Origin of the sequence: Streptomyces mayonensis, from assembly GCF_018982965.1 — a bacterium.
GTDB classification, from domain to species: domain Bacteria; phylum Actinomycetota; class Actinomycetes; order Streptomycetales; family Streptomycetaceae; genus Streptomyces; species Streptomyces mayonensis.
Map to the genome: position 1 here is coordinate 18,066 of NZ_JACBYP010000062.1, position 17,139 is coordinate 35,204.

Below are 17,139 nucleotides of genomic sequence, written 5' to 3' on the forward strand. Positions count from 1 at the left end.
CTTGCCCGGCTCACCGCCGGGCCCGGCACCAGCCGCACACCACACTCGCCGGACCGGGGCACAGCGCCCGTGCCCGGCCCCGACTCCGGACACCCGGAACCCGCCGGCGCGACGGCCCCCGCGCATCCGGCCGTCCGGCTCCGGTCCACCGGTGCGCGAGCGTCGTCGCGCGGACCGCGCCCGCAGCCCCGCCCCGCGGGAGCGCCGGGGCAAGGACCGTCGGGGTCAGGCGCCGCGCACGCGGGCGTGCAGGTGCATGTCGTGCCAGCCGTCTGGGTGGAGGACGGCACGGCGCTTGGTGCCCTCCAGGCCGAAGCCGCTCTTGCCCGCGACCCGGCACGACGCCTCGTTGGCGACGGCGTGCAGCAGTTCCAGGCGCTGGAAGCCGATCTCGTCCAGGGCCCAGTGGGCGAGCGCCCGCGCGGCCCGGGCGGCGACGCCCCGCCCGCGTGCGGCCGGCGCCGTCCAGTAGGCGACCTCGGCCACCCCGTCGCCGAGCACCACCTCCCGCAGTCCGACCCGGCCCAGCAGCCGGTCGTCCGACGCGTCGGCCACCGCCCACTGGACGCTCCGCTCCCCCTCCCACGCCCGCTGCCACTCGGCGATCCACCCGCGCACCTCTTCCTCGGAGTCGGCGGCACGGGCGTGCCACTGGTGCATCAGCGGATCCTGGAAGACGGCGTGGACGGCGGGAGCGTCGTCGGTGCGCCACGGACGCAGCAGCAGTCCGTCGCCGGTGGACAGGGTGGGCTGCGGGGTTCGGGAGAGGGTGCCGTCGGCGAGGACCGGGCGAGTCAGGTAGGGCATGGACTGCATCCTGCCAACGCCCCGGACCGCGTCCCAGCGCTTTTCCGGCGACGGCGCCCCGCCTTCGGACCGCACCGCGCCCGTACGCTGGCAGGTGATGAGACGCCGCACCCCTCCCCCGCCCTCGCCCCTGCCGCAGCGCGCCGGCATCGACGCGGTGCGGGTGCGGCTGCCCGCGGGCGGGGCGTGGTCCACGGTGCGCGACCACCTCGCGGAACGGCTGTCCGGCGCGGGCCCCGGCGTGGTCGACGGCATGTTCGCCGCCGGGCTCTTCGTGGGCGCGGACGGGCGGCCGGTGCCGGACGACGCACCGTACGAGCCGGGGATGTACGTGTGGTTCCACCGGGAGCCGCCCGCCGAGGTGCCGGTGCCCTTCCCGCTGGAGGTCGTCCACCGCGACGAGCACGTCGTCGTCGCCGACAAACCGCACTTCCTGGCCACCACCCCGCGCGGCAGCCACGTCACCGAGACCGCGCTGGCCCGGCTCCGCCGGGAGCTGGACCTCCCCTCGCTCGGTGCCGCGCACCGGCTGGACCGGCTCACCGCGGGGCTGGTCCTGTTCACGGTGCGCCCCGGGGAGCGCGGCGCCTACCAGACCCTGTTCCGGGACCGCCGGGTGCACAAGGAGTACGAGGCCGTCGCCCCGTACGACCCCGCGCTCGCCCTGCCCCGCACCGTGCGCAGCCGGATCGTCAAGGAACGCGGGATCCTGGCCGCCCGCGAGGTCGGGGGCGAGCCCAACGCGGTGAGCCGGGTGGAACTGCTGGAGCACCGGCCGGAACGGGGCCTCGGCCGGTACCGGCTGGTACCCGGCACCGGCCAGACCCATCAGCTGCGCGTCCACATGAGCACGCTCGGCATCGCGATCCTCGGCGACCCCCTCTACCCCGGGGTGGCCGCCCCCGTCCCGGCCGGCGACTTCCGGCGCCCCCTGCAACTGCTCGCGCGGGAACTGGCGTTCACCGATCCGGTCACGGGACGCGAGCACCGCTTCCGCAGCACGAGGTCCCTCGGCGCGTGGTCGGCGTACGAGGAGTGGGCCGCGGGTCAGTAGCCGCGCCACCAGAGCAGGAAGCGCTGCCAGGCGCCGCGGGGGCGGGGCGGTTCGGTGCCCGGCGCCGACGGGGCCGGGGCGGCCGTCGCGGGCACGGTGACCGGTACCGGATCCGGGCCGGGCGGGTACGACGGCATCCGCGGGGCGCTGTGCTGCTCGGGTTTCGGGAGGCCGACGTGCCAGGCGTCGCGCGGCGCCGGTACGGGGGTGTGGCTGGGCTGCTGCATGATGTCCTGCTGGGCCCTCGGCTCGAACCGCACCGGCAGTTCCACCAGGTGCCGGGAGGCGATCGACGACCGCCACCGCAGCTCGTCCTCGTCGCAGTCGAGCTGGACGTCGGGCAGCCGCATCAGCAGCGCGTCGATGCCGGCGTCGGCGATGGCGCGGCCGATGTCCTGGCCGGGGCACTCGTGCGGGCCGCCGCCGAAGGCGAGGTGGGCGCGGTTGCCCATCATGCTGGCGTCCAGGTCCGGGCGGATGCGCGGGTCCACGTTGCCCGGTGCGATGCCGAGCAGCAGGCCGTCGCCGGCGCGGATGCGCCGCCCGCCCAGCTCCGTCTCCTGCTTGGCGAAGTAGGCGAGGACGGTGCTGAACGGCGGCTCGTCCCACAGGGACTGCTCCACCGCCTCGGGCACGGTCATCTGGCCGCCGCTGAGCTGGGCGCGGAAGCCGGGGTCGGTGAGCACCACCCGCAGTACGTTGCCGATGAGGTTGACGGTGGCCTCGTAGGCGGCCAGGAGGACCACGCGAAGGTGCTCGCGGACCTCGTCGTCGGAGAGTCCGGCGGGGTGCGTGACGAGACGGCCGGCGATGTCGTCCTGCGGGTCGGCCCGGCGGGCGGTGGCGAGCCGGCTCAGGGCCTCCATGACGTACGCGTGGCTGGCGATCGCCGTGTCGGTGCCCTTGAGGGTGTCGCGGGCCGCCTCCACCATCCGGTCGCTGTAGTCGTCCGGCATGCCGAGCAGGTGGCACATCACGCCCATCGGCAGGTGCTCGGCGAACTGGCCGACGAGATCGGCGCGGCCCTCCTCGCAGAACCGGTTGACGATGCGCTGGCTGTACCGCTTGATGTGGCGGCGCAGTTCCCGGAAGTCGAGCCCGGACATGGCGCTGGTGACCGCGCCGCGCAGCCGCTTGTGCTCATCGCCCTCGGCGTGGGAGCAGATGGGCTGCCAGGCGATGTGCGGCATCAGCGGGTGGTCGGGTTTGACCATGCCCTCGTTGAGCGGGGTCCAGATCCTGCTGTCGCGGGAGAACTGGGCGGGGGTGCTCACCATGTGCAGGTTCTCGGCGTGGCCGAGGACCACCCACATGGGTACGTCGTCGTGGAGCAGGGCGGGCGCCACCGGCCCGTGCTGCTCGCGGAGCTTCTCGTAGAGTTCTTCGAGGTCGTCCGCCTCGTGCAGCCGGTGCAGCCCGCCCGGGCCGAGGCCGTGGGCCGGGCAGCCGGGCGGTGGTTCGAGCAGGGGGTCGCCCGTTCCGGTCGGGGAGTGGCGTTCAGGCGTCACAGTCTCGCTCCGCAACAAGTGGTGTGGGTGGGGGCGGGGCCGGGGGCGGGCCGGCCCCCGGCGGGGGGGCGGGCCCCCCGGGGGGGGCGGGGGGGGGGGGGGCGCGGGGCGGGGGGCGCCGCCGCCCCGGCGGGGGGCCGCGGGCCCGGCCCCCCCCCGCCCCCCCCCCCACCGGGGGGGGGGGGGGGGGGGGGGGGGGGGGCCGGCCGGCCCCGGCGGTCAGGTCAGCGCGCCCTTCATGGCGAGGGCGTGCAGGAAGCGCATCAGGGTCATCAGGACGTCCCGGCTGGAGGCACGGCGCCGTACGTCGCAGTCGAGGATGGGGATCTCCTCGGGCAGGTCGAGGGCGGTCCGCAGCTCCGCGACGGGGTAACGGGGCGCGTCGGGGAAGGAGTTGACGGCGACCACGAAGGGCACGCCGCGCTCCTCCAGGCGGCCCATGACGTCGAAGCTGACCTCCAGGCGGCGGGTGTCGACGAGGACGACGGCGCCGAGGGCGCCCTCGAACAGGCCGTTCCACAGGAACCAGAAGCGCTCCTGGCCGGGCGTGCCGAAGAGGTAGAGCACCAGTTGGTCGGTGATGGTGATGCGGCCGAAGTCCATGGCGACCGTGGTGGCCGTCTTGGAGGCGGAGCCGAAGTTGTCGTCGACGCCGATGCCGGCCTGGGTCATCGTCTCCTCGGTGGTCAGCGGTCTGATCTCGCTGACCGAGCCGACCATCGTGGTCTTGCCGACACCGAACCCGCCGACGATGACGATCTTCACGGCGGCTTCGGCGGTGTGGGGCAGTTGGTCCTCGGTCCGTGGGCCCGGGATCGTGTCAGAGTTTTTGAAGTCCATGCATCACCGCTTCGAGGAGGTTTCGGTCGGCGACCCTCTGGCGGACGATCGGCGCGCGGGCGTGCACCAGTTCCGTCGCCAGCAGGTCGGTGAGCAGCACGGTCACCACGCTGAACGGCAGGCTCAGGTAGGCCGACAGTTCGGCCACGGACAGGGGCGCGGCGCACAGCCGCAGCAGGGCGGCCTGTTCGGGGGTGGCGGACACCGGCGGGTCGGCCCGGGCCACGATCAGGGTGACCAGGTCGATGTCGGCGCGCTCGCCGCCGCCCTCGCCGCCGATGACGAAGAGCCGCTCGGGGTTGCGGGTCTCGCCCTCTTTGCCGGACGCGCCGGACGCGCCGGGCCGGCCGGACGGCGGTAAGGCGGCGGGCCGGTCCTGTCCGGGAGATCGCCTCTGGCGCCTGGGAGGAGTCATACGGTCTGCCCGTTGCGCCGTGCGGGGCTGGTCAGGTGGGGACCGATGCGGGCCACCAGGTCGGCCATGCTCAGCCCCATCCTGCCGGGTTCGCAGCGCACGTCGGAGAGGACGGCGAGATAGGCGTTGGGACCGGCCGCCATCAGGTAGAAGTAGCCGCCGTTCATCTCGATGAGCACCATCTTCATGTCGCCGTCGCTGGTGGGGATCTCCTGGCTGACGGCGCTCGCCAGGCTCTGCAGGCCCGCGCAGGCCGCGGCGACGCGGTCGGCGGCGTCGGGGTCGCCGGAGTAGCGGGCGATGCGCAGGCCGTCGGCGGAGAGCACCACGATCATCTCGATGCCGGGGACACCGTCGTAGAGGTCCCTGAGCATCCAGTCGAACTTGCCTTGCTGCTCGATCACTTGACGTTCCCCTCGTCGTCTGCCGGGGCGTGGGCCGGCTGGTCGCTGCTGGTCTGCTGGTGGGCCCGGGTGTGGCCCGGGTGCTGTTTGAGGCCCTCCCAGAAGGCGCCGACGAAGTGCCCCGGCGGCAGGCCCTGGTCCTTCTCCGGTTCGGGCCCGGGCTCCGCGGGAGCGGGAATGCCGTTGCGGGCGCGCTCGGCGGCCTGGCGGGCCTCGCGCTCGGCGTCCTCGCGTTCCCAGGCCGCCTGTTCGGCCAGGCGCTGACTGAGCGGCATCTTGACCCGGCTGCGCCGCTGCGGCAGGCCGCCGGCCGTCCACTCGGTCACCTCGGGGACGTCGTCCTCCAGGGAGACCGTGGCGGGGATGCGGGGGCTGGTGGGGCGGCGCTTCTTGGGCTTGCGCTCCGGTCCGGGCAGGGCGTCCGGGCCCGGGGTGGGGATCGAGGTGGCGCCGATGCCGTGGGCGAGGCCGACACCGGGCTCGGTGGTCATCATCTTGCCGGGCACGATGAGGATGGCCCTCACCCCGCCGTACGCGGAGGCGCGCAGCGAGACGTCCATGCCGAACTGGGTGCAGAGCCGGCCGACGACGGACAGGCCCAGGCGCGGGTGCTGGGCGAGGTCCTGGACGTCGGTGCCGCGCTTGGCGTGTTCCAGCAGGCCTTCGATGCGGGCGCGGGACTCCTCGCTGAGGCTGACGCCGGCGTCCTCGATCTCGATGCAGACCCCGCTCTGCACCTCGGTCGCGGTGACGTGCACCTTGGAGCCGGGCGGCGAGTAGCGGGTGGCGTTGTCGAGGAGTTCGGCCGCGGCGTGGATGACCGGTTCGACCGCGGTGCCCTTGATGTTGACCTTGGCGATGGAGGCCAGGTTGATCCGGCGGTACTCCAGGATCCGGGACATGGCGCCGCGCAGCACGCTGTAGAGGGCGACCGGTTCGGGCCACTGGCGTCCGGGCCGGCCGCCGCCGATCACGGAGATGGAGTCGGCGAGGCGGCCGATGAGCGAGGTGCCGTGGTCGATGCGCAGGAGGTCGTCGAAGACCTCGGGGTTGCGGCCGTGGTCCTCCTCCATCTCGCGCAGTTCCTTGTTCTGCTGGTGGACGATCGCCTGGACGCGGCGGGCGATGTCGACGAAGGAGCGCTCGGCGGACTCCCGCATGGAGTCCTCGTGGTCGACGATGTCGCAGACCATGCGGATCAACCGGCGCTGGGGTTCGCCCAGTTCGGCGTAGGCGGGGTTCACCTCGGCGATGCGGCGCATCACCTCGTGCGGGGTGGAGCCCGTCCGCATGGCGTGGAGCACGTTGGGGATGACCTCGCCGCCGAGCCGGACCATCTCCTCGTGGTGGTTCGCGGCCCGGTGTTCCAGGTACGCGCTGTGACGGGCGTGTTCGGCCCGCACCGCCCGCAGGACGCGCCCGCGGCGTACCGCCTCGGCCGCCGAGACGATCACCAGCAGGGTGGCGACGGCACCGCACAGGCCGACGGCGAGCCGGGCCGGTTCCGTCACGAGGGCGACGGCGGCCCCGGTGGCCGCGGCCATCCCTATGGCCGGCAGCAACAGCACGCGCGCGTAGGGAAGTTCGCGGCGACCCGGAGGGGAATCAACACTCACCATGTAGGCCTTCTGACAACGGATCGGCTGGGATGGGGAAGCTTGCAGCGGGGTATGTCGGGAGTTGTACGGATCATCGACGCATGGGGAACAAGCGCGCGATTTCGCCTCAACCCGGTGCGCTGCGGGCGAGCTTAGCCCGAGGGGATCAACGTCGTGTCATATTCGGCAAGCACCTGAATCGGGCACGGTTGCCGGAGTAGGGTCGGTCACATTTGCACGTCACGCGACGACTCGAACACACACTGTAATGGGAAACGGTCGCACGAAAGCCACGCACCGCCACGGGGCGGAACGGCCCGAACGCTCCTCGAACGCGGGAAGGCCCGGCGGAGGACTCCGCCGGGCCTTCAACAGGTGGGGCTAGCCCACGGACGAGTAGGCGACCACTCCGCGCAGCAGGCCGTCGACGGCTCTGCGGGCGTTCTTCGGGACCGTGGAGCCCTCGCCGGGTGCGGCGGCCGCGATCTGGCCGAGGACGTCGATGACCTGCTTGCACCAGCGCACGAAGTCGCCGGCCGGCATCTCCGCCTCGCGCAGCACCTCGTCGAGGCCCTTGCCGGACGCCCACATGTACGCCGCCCAGGCGAAGCCGAGGTCGGGCTCGCGCTGGCCGACCCCCTCGGTCTGGCTGATCCGGAAGTCCTCCTCCAGGGCGTCGAGCCGGCCCCAGATGCGGACCGTCTCGCCGAGCGCCGCCTTGGTCTTGCCGGAGGGCACCTTCGGCGCCGTCGCGTCGTCGGCGACCCTCGACTCGTAGACCAGCGCCGACACGCAGGCGGCCAGCTCGGCCGGCGACAGGCCCTCCCAGACCCGCTCGCGCAGGCACTCGCTGGCGAGCAGGTCCAGCTCGCCGTAGAGCCGGGCCAGGCGCTTGCCGTGCTCGGTGACCTCGTCGCCGCGCAGGTAGTCCAGCTCGGTGAGCAGCGCGACGATCCGGTCGAAGGTGCGCGCGATGGTGTTCGTGCGGCCCTCGATCCGCCGCTCGAGCTGCGAGGTGTCGCGCATCAGCCGGTGGTGGCGCTCGGCCCAGCGGGCGTGGTCCTCGCGGTCGTCGCAGCCGTGGCAGGGGTGGGCGCGGATCGCCTTGCGCAGCCGGGCGATCTCCCGGTCGTCGGCCGCCTGGGAACGCTTCTTGCGGGCGCGCTCAGGCGGGATGTGCCCGGCCTTGGTGCGCAGCGCGGAGGCGAGGTCGCGGCGGGACTGCGGCGAGCGCGGGTTGAAGGACTTCGGGATCCGCATCCGGTCCAGCGCCTCGACGGGCACCGGGAAGTCCATCGAGGCCAGCCGCTTGACCTGCCGCTCGGCGGTGAGCACCAGCGGGCGGGGCCCGTCGTGGTGCTCGAAGCCGCGGTGGCCGTTGGAACGGCCGGCGGGCAGGCCCGGGTCGAGGACCAGGGCGAGGCCTGCGTACTTGCCCGTCGGCACGTGGATCACGTCGCCCGGCTTCAGCTTCTCCAGCGCCACGGCGGCCTCGGCGCGCCGCTGGCTGGCGCCCTGCCGGGCCAGCTCGTTCTCCCGGTCCTTCAGCTCGCGGCGCAGCCGGGCGTACTCGTCGAAGTCGCCGAGGTGGCAGGTCATGGAGGCCTTGTAGCCCTCCAGGCCCTCCTCGTTGCGCTGCACCTGCCGCGAGATCCCGACGACGGACTTGTCGGCCTGGAACTGCGCGAACGACGTCTCTAGCAGCTCGCGCGAGCGGTGCCGGCCGAACTGCTCGACCAGGTTGACCGCCATGTTGTACGACGGCCTGAAGCTGGAGCGCAGCGGATAGGTGCGGGTGCCCGCCAGCCCCGCGAGGTGCTCGGGGTTCATGCCGCGCTGCCACAGCACCACGGCGTGGCCCTCGACGTCGATGCCGCGGCGGCCGGCCCGGCCGGTGAGCTGGGTGAACTCACCGGCGGTGATGTCGGCGTGCTGCTCGCCGTTCCACTTGACGAGTTTTTCCAGCACGACCGAGCGGGCGGGCATGTTGATGCCCAGGGCCAGGGTCTCGGTCGCGAAGACGGCCTTCACCAGGCCGCGGACGAACAGCTCCTCGACGACCTCCTTGAAGGTCGGCAGCATGCCCGCGTGGTGGGCGGCGATGCCCCGCTCCAGGCCCTCCAGCCACTCGTAGTAGCCGAGGACGTGCAGGTCCTCGGTCGGGATGGAGGCGGTGCGCTCCTCGACCAGGGCCCTGACCCGGTCCCGTGCGTCCTCGTCGTTGAGCCTGAGGCCCGCGTACAGGCACTGCTGGACGGCGGCCTCGCAGGCGGCGCGGCTGAAGATGAAGGTGATCGCGGGCAGCAGCCCCTCGGAGTCCAGCCGCTCGACGACCTCGGGGCGGCTCGGCGTCCACACCCGGGAGCGCTGCCGGCGCTCGCGCTCGCGGTCGGCCTCCTTCATGGCCCGGCCGCGTCTGCGGTCCTGGTAGGACGGCCGGCTCGCCTCCAGGCGCGCCATGCGGGTGAGGTCCGGGTTGACGGCCTTCTTGTGGCCGTCGCCCTCCTCGAACAGGTCGTACATCCGGCGTCCGGCCAGTACGTGCTGGAACAGCGGGACGGGCCGGTGCTCGGAGACGATCACCTGGGTGTCGCCGCGCACGGTGTCGAGCCAGTCGCCGAACTCCTCCGCGTTGGACACGGTCGCCGACAGGGACACCAGTGTCACCGACTCGGGGAGGTGGATGATCACCTCCTCCCAGACGGCGCCGCGGAAGCGGTCGGAGAGGTAGTGCACCTCGTCCATGACCACGTACCCGAGGCCGAGGAGGGTCTGCGAGCCCGCGTACAGCATGTTCCGCAGGACCTCGGTGGTCATGACGACCACCGGCGCGTCCGGGTTCACGCTGTTGTCGCCGGTGAGCAGGCCCACCCGGTCCGTGCCGTAGCGGCGGCACAGGTCGGCGTACTTCTGGTTCGACAGGGCCTTGATGGGTGTCGTGTAGAAGCACTTCCTGCCCTGCTGGAGGGCGAGGTGGACGGCGAACTCGCCGACGATCGTCTTGCCGGAGCCCGTGGGCGCGGCCACCAGCACGCCCTTGCCCGCCTCGAGCGCCTGACAGGCCTCGATCTGGAAGGGGTCGAGGCCGAAGTCGTACATCTCGCGGAAGGAGGCGAGCGCGGTGGCCTGCTCGGCGGCGCGGCGGCGGGCTGCCGCGTACCGCTCGGCCGGTGAGAGATCCTCTGTCATCGTGCTTTCGAGCGTACCGGGCCGCACCGACAACAGGACGATCATTATCCGAACGGCCGTGTGGGGGTTGCGTGGGGGCGGTGGCGCCGGCCGTCACCGCCCCGGCGGGCCTCAGGTCACGTCGTCGAAGCCGTTGACCCGGTCCCTCGTGGCCTGCTCGGGCAGGGCCCTGGCGGTGGTCACGGGCTCGACCTCGCCGATGTCCTCGGGGGTCAGGTCCAGGTCGGACGCCTCGTCGTCGTCGGGCTCCAGGGCCGCGCGGCGGCTCTTGCGGCGGTCGTTGAGCAGGGCGATGCTCACCGCGGCGAAGTACAGGACCCAGATCGGCCCGGCCAGCATCATCATGGTCAGCGGGTCGGTGCTCGGCGTGGCGATGGCCGCGAACAGCGTGATGCCCATGATCATGGCGCGCCACCAGCCGAGCATCCGCTTGCCGGACAGCACTCCGGTGAGGTTGAGCATGACCAGCAGCAGGGGCAGCTCGAAGGAGAGGCCGAAGACGACCACCATGCGCGTGACGAGGTCGAGGAGCTCGTCCAGCGGCAGCAGGTTGTCGACGTCGCTCGGCGTGAAGTCGATCAGCACCTTCGCGGAGGTGGGCAGCACCGCGTAGGCGAAGTAGGCGCCGACGAGGAACAGCGGGGCGCCGCTGGCGACGAACGCGTAGGCGTACTTCTTCTCGTTCCGGTGCAGTCCCGGGGCGACGAACGCCCACAGCTGGTAGAGCCAGACCGGCGAGGCCAGCACGATGCCGGCGGTCAGGGACACCTTCAGCGCCAGGGTGAAGGGGCCGAGCAGACCGTTGATGGTGATCTGCGCGCACGGTTCGGAGCCGGCCTTCGACCGGGCCAGCTCCTCGAAGGACTTCTCACAGCCGACCGACTCCAGGATCGGATCGGTGAGGAAGTTGATGATGTCCCGGTAGAAGAACGCGGCGACCACGGTCACGACGACAATGGCGAGCAGCGCCTTCGCGAGCCGGTTGCGGAGCTCACGAAGGTGCTCCGCGAGGGGCATCCGTCCCTCGGGATCCTTCTCCTTGCTGCGGGCAGACTTCAGCAACCCACGTTCCCATCTCGTGCGGCGGGCCGGAGGTCACCGGCCCTGCGTCAGCGCTTGGTCGTGTCCGTCGGCTCGGCGACCGGCCGGGAGCTGGTCACGTCGCCGGGAGAAGCCTGGATGGTGCGCTGCGCCGCGGACTGCTCGGGGTTCGGCGGGTCGGCCGGAGCGGACTCGTCGGACTTGTTCTCGCCCTTCATGGCCTTGGCCTCGCTCTTGAGGATGCGGGCGGACTTGCCGAGGGACCGCGCCATGTCCGGAAGCTTCTTCGCGCCGAACAGCAGGATGATGACGACGAGGATGAGAATGATCTCGGGGGCTCCGAGCCTTCCGAACATAAGTCTTTACCTTCTCACCGAGGCGGCTGGGTGGGGGTGCTGTCCGATCGGCCGGACATGCGTCCGATCGATCGTCTTGTGCAGCGATCGTAACGCTCAGGGGTGAACGTGAGGCAATCCCCGTGCGTACTCCCGTCTCCGCGGCCGGGCCTCGTTTTCCTGGCCGCGACCAGCAGCGTACCTTCCGGTGCCCGCGGGGTGACAGGGCGAAGCGGCGCAAAACGCGCCCCGGGCGCATCCGGGGGGCCACCCGGAAAGCGGCACGGCGTGCTCCGTTCCTTCACAGCGCGTCCACGGCGCGGGCCGCGCTCTCGGTCGCACGTTCCAGGTCGTCGGCGGCACGGCTGATCCGGCGGGCCGAGTCGCTCACCTGCCGGCCCAGGCGCTGAGCCTCCACGAACACCTTCACGGCGAACACCGCGAGGACGGCAAGCCCCAGGAAACCCACGGCAACGGCGAACATCGGCCAGAACATGGGATCGAGACTAGACGGTCGAGTGCAGCCGCAGTGTCCTGACCCCGCCTCCGGTGAGCAGCTCCACGACCCGCTCCCCGGCCGGCTTGCGCACGGCCGACCCGCACTCGGGGCAGGTGAAGGAGTAGAAGGTGGTACGGCTCGTGGCGCCGATGGCCAGACGCAGCGCGCTCGCGGCCAGCTCGAAGCTGGCGCGGCAGTCGGGGCAGCCCGCCTTGAACACGACCGGGGGCACGCGCCGCATACCGGCGAACGCGGCCGCCGCCGTCATGCCGGGCCCGCCCGCCCCGCCTGCCGCACCCGCCTTCAGGGGGTCGCTCACCGTGTCCGCTCCTGCCTGTCGTGCCGCCCCGGATCCGTCCCGGCCGGGCCGTGCGCTCCGGCCGCGTCCACCCCGTCGTACGCGGACAGCGCCTCGCGGGCCGCCCGCCGGGCACTGTCGGCCAGTGCGGGCGGGGAGACGATCCGCCCGTCGCGGCCCAGCCGCAGCGCGAGGCGCCGCAGGGACGCCGGGTCGGGGGTGCGCAGGGTGATACGCAGCCCGCCGTCGGGAAGTTCATCGGCGCTGTCGTGCGGGTAGTACTCGGCGACCCAGCGCCCGCCCGGCCCCACCTCCACGACGACCTCCGGGTCCTCGGCGGCCGGCTGCACCAGCCCCTCCGACAGGTCCCGCAGCTCCACCTCGGGCGGCGCCGACGGCTCGTCCAGGATGCGGATCTCCGCGACCCGGTCGAGCCGGAAGGTACGCCGCGCCTCGGAGCGGCGGCACCAGGCCTCCACATACGTGTGCCCGACGCTGACCAGCCGGATCGGGTCGATCTCCCGCTCCGTCAGCTCGTCCCGGGCCGGCGAGTAGTAGCGGATCCACAGCCGGCGGCGCTCCGAGATGGCCCGGTCGACGTCGGCGAAGACACCGCCCTCGGACTCGAAGGTCACCGACAGGCGCGAGCTGGCACCGGCGGCCTCACCGGCCGCGGTCTCCACCTTCGCGGTGGCCCGCAGCAGCGCCTGCCGGTCGCTCTCGCGCAGGCCCGGCAGGGTCGCGACGGCCCGCGCGGCCACCAGCAGCGCCGTCGCCTCGTCGGCGGCCAGCCGCAGCGGCTCGGCGGCGTCCGCGCCGAGGGCCGCCGGATTGTGCCACCAGATGCGCTCCCCGTCGGTGTCGATGTCGAGCAGGTCGCCGCCGCGGAAACTGGTGCCGCACATGGGCAGCACGTCGAGGTCGGAGACCAGCTCGTCCTCGGTGATGCCGAAGGCCCGTGCGACGTCCTCGACCCGGGCGCCGGGGCGCTCGCGCAGATACGTCACCAGGGACAGCATCCGCCGGGTCTGGTCGATGGCGTTCACTGCCCTGACCGGTTTGCCAGCCACTGTGTAGTCCGCTCCCCCTCAGCCCTTGGCGACGGCACGCAGCCGGTCCACCACGTCCGCACGCAACTCCGCGGGCTCCAGCACCACCACGTCCGGCCCGAACTCCACCAGCCAGGCGTCCAGACCGTGCCCGTACGGAATCTCCAACTCGTCCCAGCCGTCGCCGAGTTCCCGCACCCCCGTGGCCTTCGCCCGAAGGGGATACCCCGCGCCCGACCGCAGCCGGATCAGCGCGGACCGGTCGGCGGTCTCCCCCGCCCAGCTCGCGACCGTCTCCCGGACGGTGACCACGTCGGGCACCGGCGCCGTGAACCGCGCACCGCGCGAACGCACCTTCCCCGTGATCCGCGACAGCCGGAAGACCCGCTCGGCACCCCGGTCCCGGTCGAAACCGGCCAGGTACCAGTGGCCGCGCCAGCACTCCAGCGCCCACGGCTCCACGTTCCGCGGCCCGGGCTGCGCGGCGTTCGCCTTGCGGTAGTCGAAGACCACCGGACGGCGGTCGCGGCAGGCCAGCATCAGCGGCTCGAACGCCGCCTCGTGCACCGGAATACGCGGCTCCAGCGCACTGTGCGGCTCATACGGGTCCACGTCCTCGGGCAGCCCGGCCGCCCGCAGCTTCTGCAGCGCGCCGCTCGCGGCACCGGCCAGCCTGGCCTGCTGCCACACCTTCGCGGCCAGCCCGAGCGCGGCGGCCTCCTCCGCGTCCAGCGTGATGGGCGGCAGCCGGTTGCTGTCCCGGCGCGCCAGATAGCCGATCTCCCCGTCCAGGCTCTCCACGGTCTCGATGACCAGCCCCAGCTCGCGCAGATCGTCCTTGTCCCGCTCGAACATACGGTTGAAGGCGTCGTCGGAGCCCGCCTCGAGATAGGCCTCGACCGACTCCCGCAGCTCACGCTTGCTCAGCGGCCGCCGTGTCCCGAGCAGACACAGCGCCAGGTTCATCAGCCGCTCGGCCTTGGCAATGGCCATCGACGCCCTTCTCCCTATGGTGCTTACGACGGATGACCGTACCGCCCAACGGTTGCGCGGCAAAAGCCGAGGGCCCATGCCCGGACAGGCATGGACCCCCGATGACCGGCTCCGACCGCCGTCCGTCCGGACGACGCTCAGACTCCGAGCAGATCGACCACGAAGATCAGCGTCTCGCCCGGCTGGATCAACGGCGTCGGGCTCTGGTCGCCGTACGCCAGGTGCGCCGGGATCGTCAGCTGACGGCGGCCGCCGACCTTCATCCCCTGCACACCCCGGTCCCAGCCCTCGATGACCCGCCGGCCGCCCAGCGGGAAACGGAACGGCGCACCGCGGTTCCAGCTGGCGTCGAACTCCTCACCCGTGCTGAACGCCACGCCCACGTAGTGCACGGTCACGGTCTGACCGGCCTCGGCGACCGGGCCGTCACCCTCCCAGATGTCCTTGATCTCGAGGTCCGCCGGCGGCTCGCCACCCGGGAAGTCAACCTCGGGCTTGTCGATGCTCACGTGTTCAGCTCCTGCTTGTTCTGCGGAAAGGCAACGTCCAAGTCTTACACCCGCGACGCCTCACATCTTCCCCAGGATGTCGACGGAGAACACGAGCGTCGAGTCCTTCTCGATGCCGCTGCCCTCCGGCGGGTTGTCGCCGTACCCCAGGTCCGGCGGGATCACCACGAGAACCCGGCTGCCGACCTTCTTCCCGGTCAGCCCCTGCGCCCACCCCTTGACGACCTGCTGCAGCGAGAACGACGTCAGCTGCTTCCTGGCGTACGTCGAGTCGAACTCCTTGCCGCCGTCCCACACCACGCCCTTGTACTGCACCAGCACCGTGTCCTGCGCGCCCACCTCGGCACCGTCGCCCTCCAGGACGTACTCCGCCACGAGCTTCTTCGGCGCGTCGGCCTCCGGCACCTCGATGGAGGGCGCCTTGCCGTCCGTGTTCGTGCCCACCTTCGGCAGCGCGGCGTCGTCCTGCGGGACCTTCTTGCCCTTGGCGCTGCTCTGCGCGTTGAACGTCTCCTGCACGTCCACCACGAACACCAGCGTGTCGTCGCCCTTGATCCCCCCCTGCGGGTTGCCCTGCTCCCCGTACCCGTAGGCCGGCGGCACCGAGAACTGGACGCGGCTGCCGGTCTTCCTGCCCGCGAGGGCGTACCGCCAGCCGTCGATGATGCTGCCCTGGGCGAGCTGGATGATGATGGGCGTCTTGCGGTCGTAGGAGTTGTCGAAGACCTTCGCGCTCTGCCACACCTGACCGAGATAGTTCGCCATCAGGAAGTCGTTCTCCGCGACGGCCCGGCCACCACCGGCGATGACCGTCTTCACCGCGAGATCCTTCGACGGATCGCCGCTGCCCTTCGCCACCGTCGGCTTCTCGTCGAACTTCGTCCCCGCCGTGATCGCCGGCAGCGGACCGTCCACGATCTTCGGCGGCGGAGCAGCCGACGACGAGGCCGACGCCTGCGGCGACGCGCTCTCTCCCCCACTGCTCGACCCGGAATCGTCACCGTCACCGCAGGCGGCGAGCGTGACCAGTCCGGTGGGGACGGCGATGAGGAGTGAGCGACGGCGCACGGTGGGGGCCTCGTATCGGTGTCGGGTCGGTCCTGATGGCTGGCGTGCGCGCAACTCTACGGCGTGAGAAGGGCACCGCACGGCTAACGTACGGTGCCCGTGTGGCGTTCCGCCCTTCCGCGCGCGAACGCCTGTCTCAACCCGCTGCCTCAACCGCCCGCCGGATCACATCCCGGCGATCAGCTTCTCCACCCGGTCGTCCACCGAACGGAACGGGTCCTTGCACAACACGGTGCGCTGCGCCTGGTCGTTCAGCTTGAGGTGCACCCAGTCGACGGTGAAGTCCCGCCGCTGCTCCTGCGCCCGCCGGATGAAGTCACCCCGCAACCGGGCCCGAGTCGTCTGCGGCGGCACCGACTTGCCCTCGAAGATCTTCAAGTCGTTGGCGACCCGCGCCGCCTGGCCCTTCTTCTCCAGCAGGTAGTACAGCCCACGACGACGGTGGATGTCGTGGTAGGCGAGGTCTATCTGCGCGACCCGCGGATGCGACATCGTCATGTTGTGCTTGGCCCGGTACCGCTCGAGCAGCTTGTACTTCATGACCCAGTCGATCTCGGTGTCGATCCGGTCGAGGTCCTCCTCCTCGATCGCCTCCAGCGTGCGGCCCCACAGCTCCAGCACCCGCTCCACCGTCCCGGTGCGGATGCCGCGGCGGTCCACGAAGTCCACCGCCTTCTCGTAGTACTCCCGCTGCACCTCCAGCGCGGACGCCTCCCGGCCACTGGCCAGCCGCACCTTGCGCCGGCCCGTGATGTCGTGACTGACCTCACGGATCGCCCGGATCGGGTTCTCCAGGGTGAGATCCCGCATCACCGTGCCCGCCTCGATCATGCGCAGCACCAGGTCGGTCGCACCGACCTTCAGCAGCATCGTCGTCTCCGACATGTTCGAGTCGCCCACGATCACATGCAGCCGCCGGTAGCGCTCGGCGTCCGCGTGCGGCTCGTCCCGCGTGTTGATGATCGGCCGGGAACGCGTCGTCGCCGAGGAGACACCCTCCCAGATGTGCTCGGCCCGCTGACTCACGCAGTACACCGCACCACGCGGCGTCTGCAGCACCTTGCCCGCACCGCAGAGCAGCTGCCTCGTCACCAGGAACGGGATCAGGATGTCCGCCAGCCGCGAGAACTCCCCGTGCCGCGCCACCAGATAATTCTCGTGGCAGCCGTACGAGTTGCCCGCGGAGTCGGTGTTGTTCTTGAAGAGGTAGACGTCGCCCGCGATTCCCTCCTCGTGCAGGCGTCGTTCGGCGTCCACCAGGAGTCCCTCGAGAATGCGCTCGCCCGCCTTGTCGTGGGTGACGAGCTCAGTCACATTGTCACATTCAGGTGTCGCGTACTCCGGATGCGAACCCACGTCGAGATAGAGGCGGGCACCGTTGCGCAGAAAGACATTGCTGCTGCGGCCCCATGACACGACACGGCGGAAGAGGTACCGCGCCACCTCGTCAGGCGACAGGCGGCGCTGTCCCCTGAACGTGCACGTGACGCCGTACTCGTTCTCCAGCCCGAAAATGCGGCGGTCCATGACTG

Annotated in this window: 17 protein-coding genes; 1 reads left to right on the forward strand and 16 read right to left on the reverse strand. The window is 71.7% G+C overall.

Annotated elements, in window-relative coordinates:
- Positions 1 to 225 precede the first annotated feature (225 nt).
- Positions 226 to 807, reverse strand: coding sequence for a GNAT family N-acetyltransferase (locus HZS56_RS22350; RefSeq protein ID WP_216722548.1), 582 nt, complete (start codon positions 805 to 807; stop codon positions 226 to 228).
- Positions 808 to 904: 97 nt separating this feature from the next.
- Between HZS56_RS22350 and HZS56_RS22355 the strand changes: the two genes are divergently transcribed.
- On the forward strand, positions 905 to 1,861 hold the full coding sequence (locus HZS56_RS22355; protein ID WP_216722549.1) for an RluA family pseudouridine synthase: 957 nt from the start codon (positions 905 to 907) through the stop codon (positions 1,859 to 1,861).
- Here HZS56_RS22355 and HZS56_RS22360 read toward each other — a convergent pair.
- The 15 genes from HZS56_RS22360 to pafA all read right to left on the reverse strand — a co-directional run bounded on the left by HZS56_RS22360 (position 1,855) and on the right by pafA (position 17,134).
- On the reverse strand, positions 1,855 to 3,369 hold the full coding sequence (locus HZS56_RS22360) for a cytochrome P450 (RefSeq protein ID WP_216722550.1): 1,515 nt from the start codon (positions 3,367 to 3,369) through the stop codon (positions 1,855 to 1,857). The genes HZS56_RS22355 and HZS56_RS22360 overlap by 7 nt on opposite strands.
- Positions 3,370 to 3,588: 219 nt before the next feature.
- Positions 3,589 to 4,209, reverse strand: a complete 621-nt coding sequence (locus HZS56_RS22365) for a GTP-binding protein (protein ID WP_216722551.1) — start codon at positions 4,207 to 4,209, stop codon at positions 3,589 to 3,591.
- Positions 4,190 to 4,624, reverse strand: a complete 435-nt coding sequence (locus HZS56_RS22370) for a DUF742 domain-containing protein (protein WP_216722552.1) — start codon at positions 4,622 to 4,624, stop codon at positions 4,190 to 4,192. The genes HZS56_RS22365 and HZS56_RS22370 overlap by 20 nt, the downstream gene beginning before the upstream one ends.
- Positions 4,621 to 4,998 carry a roadblock/LC7 domain-containing protein gene (locus HZS56_RS22375; protein ID WP_167308645.1) on the reverse strand — a complete coding sequence of 126 codons (378 nt, stop codon included), beginning with the start codon at positions 4,996 to 4,998 and terminating at the stop codon, positions 4,621 to 4,623. The genes HZS56_RS22370 and HZS56_RS22375 overlap by 4 nt, the downstream gene beginning before the upstream one ends.
- A 26-nt stretch (positions 4,999 to 5,024) precedes the next feature.
- The gene (locus tag HZS56_RS22380; RefSeq protein ID WP_216722553.1) at positions 5,025 to 6,647 is read right to left on the reverse strand and encodes a sensor histidine kinase; all 1,623 of its coding nucleotides are present in this window, start codon (positions 6,645 to 6,647) and stop codon (positions 5,025 to 5,027) included.
- 360 nt (positions 6,648 to 7,007) lie between these two features.
- Positions 7,008 to 9,860, reverse strand: coding sequence for a DEAD/DEAH box helicase (locus HZS56_RS22385; protein WP_216722554.1), 2,853 nt, complete (start codon positions 9,858 to 9,860; stop codon positions 7,008 to 7,010).
- Positions 9,861 to 9,926: 66 nt separating this feature from the next.
- Positions 9,927 to 10,877, reverse strand: coding sequence for a twin-arginine translocase subunit TatC (gene tatC / locus HZS56_RS22390; protein ID WP_216722555.1), 951 nt, complete (start codon positions 10,875 to 10,877; stop codon positions 9,927 to 9,929).
- Between the two features lie 47 nt (positions 10,878 to 10,924).
- Positions 10,925 to 11,212 carry a Sec-independent protein translocase subunit TatA gene (gene tatA, locus HZS56_RS22395; protein ID WP_216722556.1) on the reverse strand — a complete coding sequence of 96 codons (288 nt, stop codon included), beginning with the start codon at positions 11,210 to 11,212 and terminating at the stop codon, positions 10,925 to 10,927.
- A gap of 280 nt (positions 11,213 to 11,492) precedes the next feature.
- A complete protein-coding gene (locus tag HZS56_RS22400) occupies positions 11,493 to 11,687 on the reverse strand; it encodes a hypothetical protein (RefSeq protein WP_194278332.1) in 195 nt (64 codons plus the stop codon).
- 10 nt (positions 11,688 to 11,697) lie between these two features.
- Positions 11,698 to 11,958 carry a phage terminase large subunit family protein gene (locus tag HZS56_RS22405; protein WP_216722575.1) on the reverse strand — a complete coding sequence of 87 codons (261 nt, stop codon included), beginning with the start codon at positions 11,956 to 11,958 and terminating at the stop codon, positions 11,698 to 11,700.
- Between the two features lie 47 nt (positions 11,959 to 12,005).
- Positions 12,006 to 13,058: a helix-turn-helix transcriptional regulator gene (locus HZS56_RS22410; protein WP_216722557.1), complete on the reverse strand. Its 1,053-nt coding sequence runs from the start codon at positions 13,056 to 13,058 to the stop codon at positions 12,006 to 12,008.
- 18 nt (positions 13,059 to 13,076) lie between these two features.
- On the reverse strand, positions 13,077 to 14,030 hold the full coding sequence (locus HZS56_RS22415; RefSeq protein WP_216722558.1) for a helix-turn-helix transcriptional regulator: 954 nt from the start codon (positions 14,028 to 14,030) through the stop codon (positions 13,077 to 13,079).
- A gap of 137 nt (positions 14,031 to 14,167) precedes the next feature.
- Positions 14,168 to 14,539 (reverse strand): FKBP-type peptidyl-prolyl cis-trans isomerase, encoded by a 372-nt coding sequence (locus HZS56_RS22420; RefSeq protein WP_216722559.1) that lies wholly within the window; start codon positions 14,537 to 14,539, stop codon positions 14,168 to 14,170.
- Between the two features lie 60 nt (positions 14,540 to 14,599).
- A complete protein-coding gene (locus HZS56_RS22425; RefSeq protein WP_216722560.1) occupies positions 14,600 to 15,607 on the reverse strand; it encodes an FKBP-type peptidyl-prolyl cis-trans isomerase in 1,008 nt (335 codons plus the stop codon).
- 165 nt (positions 15,608 to 15,772) lie between these two features.
- Complete coding sequence (gene pafA, locus HZS56_RS22430; protein ID WP_031047948.1) at positions 15,773 to 17,134, reverse strand: Pup--protein ligase; 1,362 nt, start codon at positions 17,132 to 17,134, stop codon at positions 15,773 to 15,775.
- Positions 17,135 to 17,139 lie beyond the last annotated feature (5 nt).

Coding starts and splice junctions, on each gene's coding strand:
- HZS56_RS22350 (WP_216722548.1), bottom strand. CDS start 807: ATGCCCTACCTGACTCGCCCGGTCCTCGCCGACGGCACCCTCTCCCGA.
- HZS56_RS22355 (WP_216722549.1), top strand. CDS start 905: ATGAGACGCCGCACCCCTCCCCCGCCCTCGCCCCTGCCGCAGCGCGCC.
- HZS56_RS22365 (WP_216722551.1), bottom strand. CDS start 4,209: ATGGACTTCAAAAACTCTGACACGATCCCGGGCCCACGGACCGAGGAC.
- HZS56_RS22370 (WP_216722552.1), bottom strand. CDS start 4,624: ATGACTCCTCCCAGGCGCCAGAGGCGATCTCCCGGACAGGACCGGCCC.
- HZS56_RS22375 (WP_167308645.1), bottom strand. CDS start 4,998: ATGCTCAGGGACCTCTACGACGGTGTCCCCGGCATCGAGATGATCGTG.
- HZS56_RS22380 (WP_216722553.1), bottom strand. CDS start 6,647: ATGGTGAGTGTTGATTCCCCTCCGGGTCGCCGCGAACTTCCCTACGCG.
- HZS56_RS22385 (WP_216722554.1), bottom strand. CDS start 9,860: ATGATCGTCCTGTTGTCGGTGCGGCCCGGTACGCTCGAAAGCACGATG.
- tatA (WP_216722556.1), bottom strand. CDS start 11,212: ATGTTCGGAAGGCTCGGAGCCCCCGAGATCATTCTCATCCTCGTCGTC.
- HZS56_RS22400 (WP_194278332.1), bottom strand. CDS start 11,687: ATGTTCTGGCCGATGTTCGCCGTTGCCGTGGGTTTCCTGGGGCTTGCC.
- HZS56_RS22405 (WP_216722575.1), bottom strand. CDS start 11,958: ATGACGGCGGCGGCCGCGTTCGCCGGTATGCGGCGCGTGCCCCCGGTC.
- HZS56_RS22415 (WP_216722558.1), bottom strand. CDS start 14,030: ATGGCCATTGCCAAGGCCGAGCGGCTGATGAACCTGGCGCTGTGTCTG.
- pafA (WP_031047948.1), bottom strand. CDS start 17,134: ATGGACCGCCGCATTTTCGGGCTGGAGAACGAGTACGGCGTCACGTGC.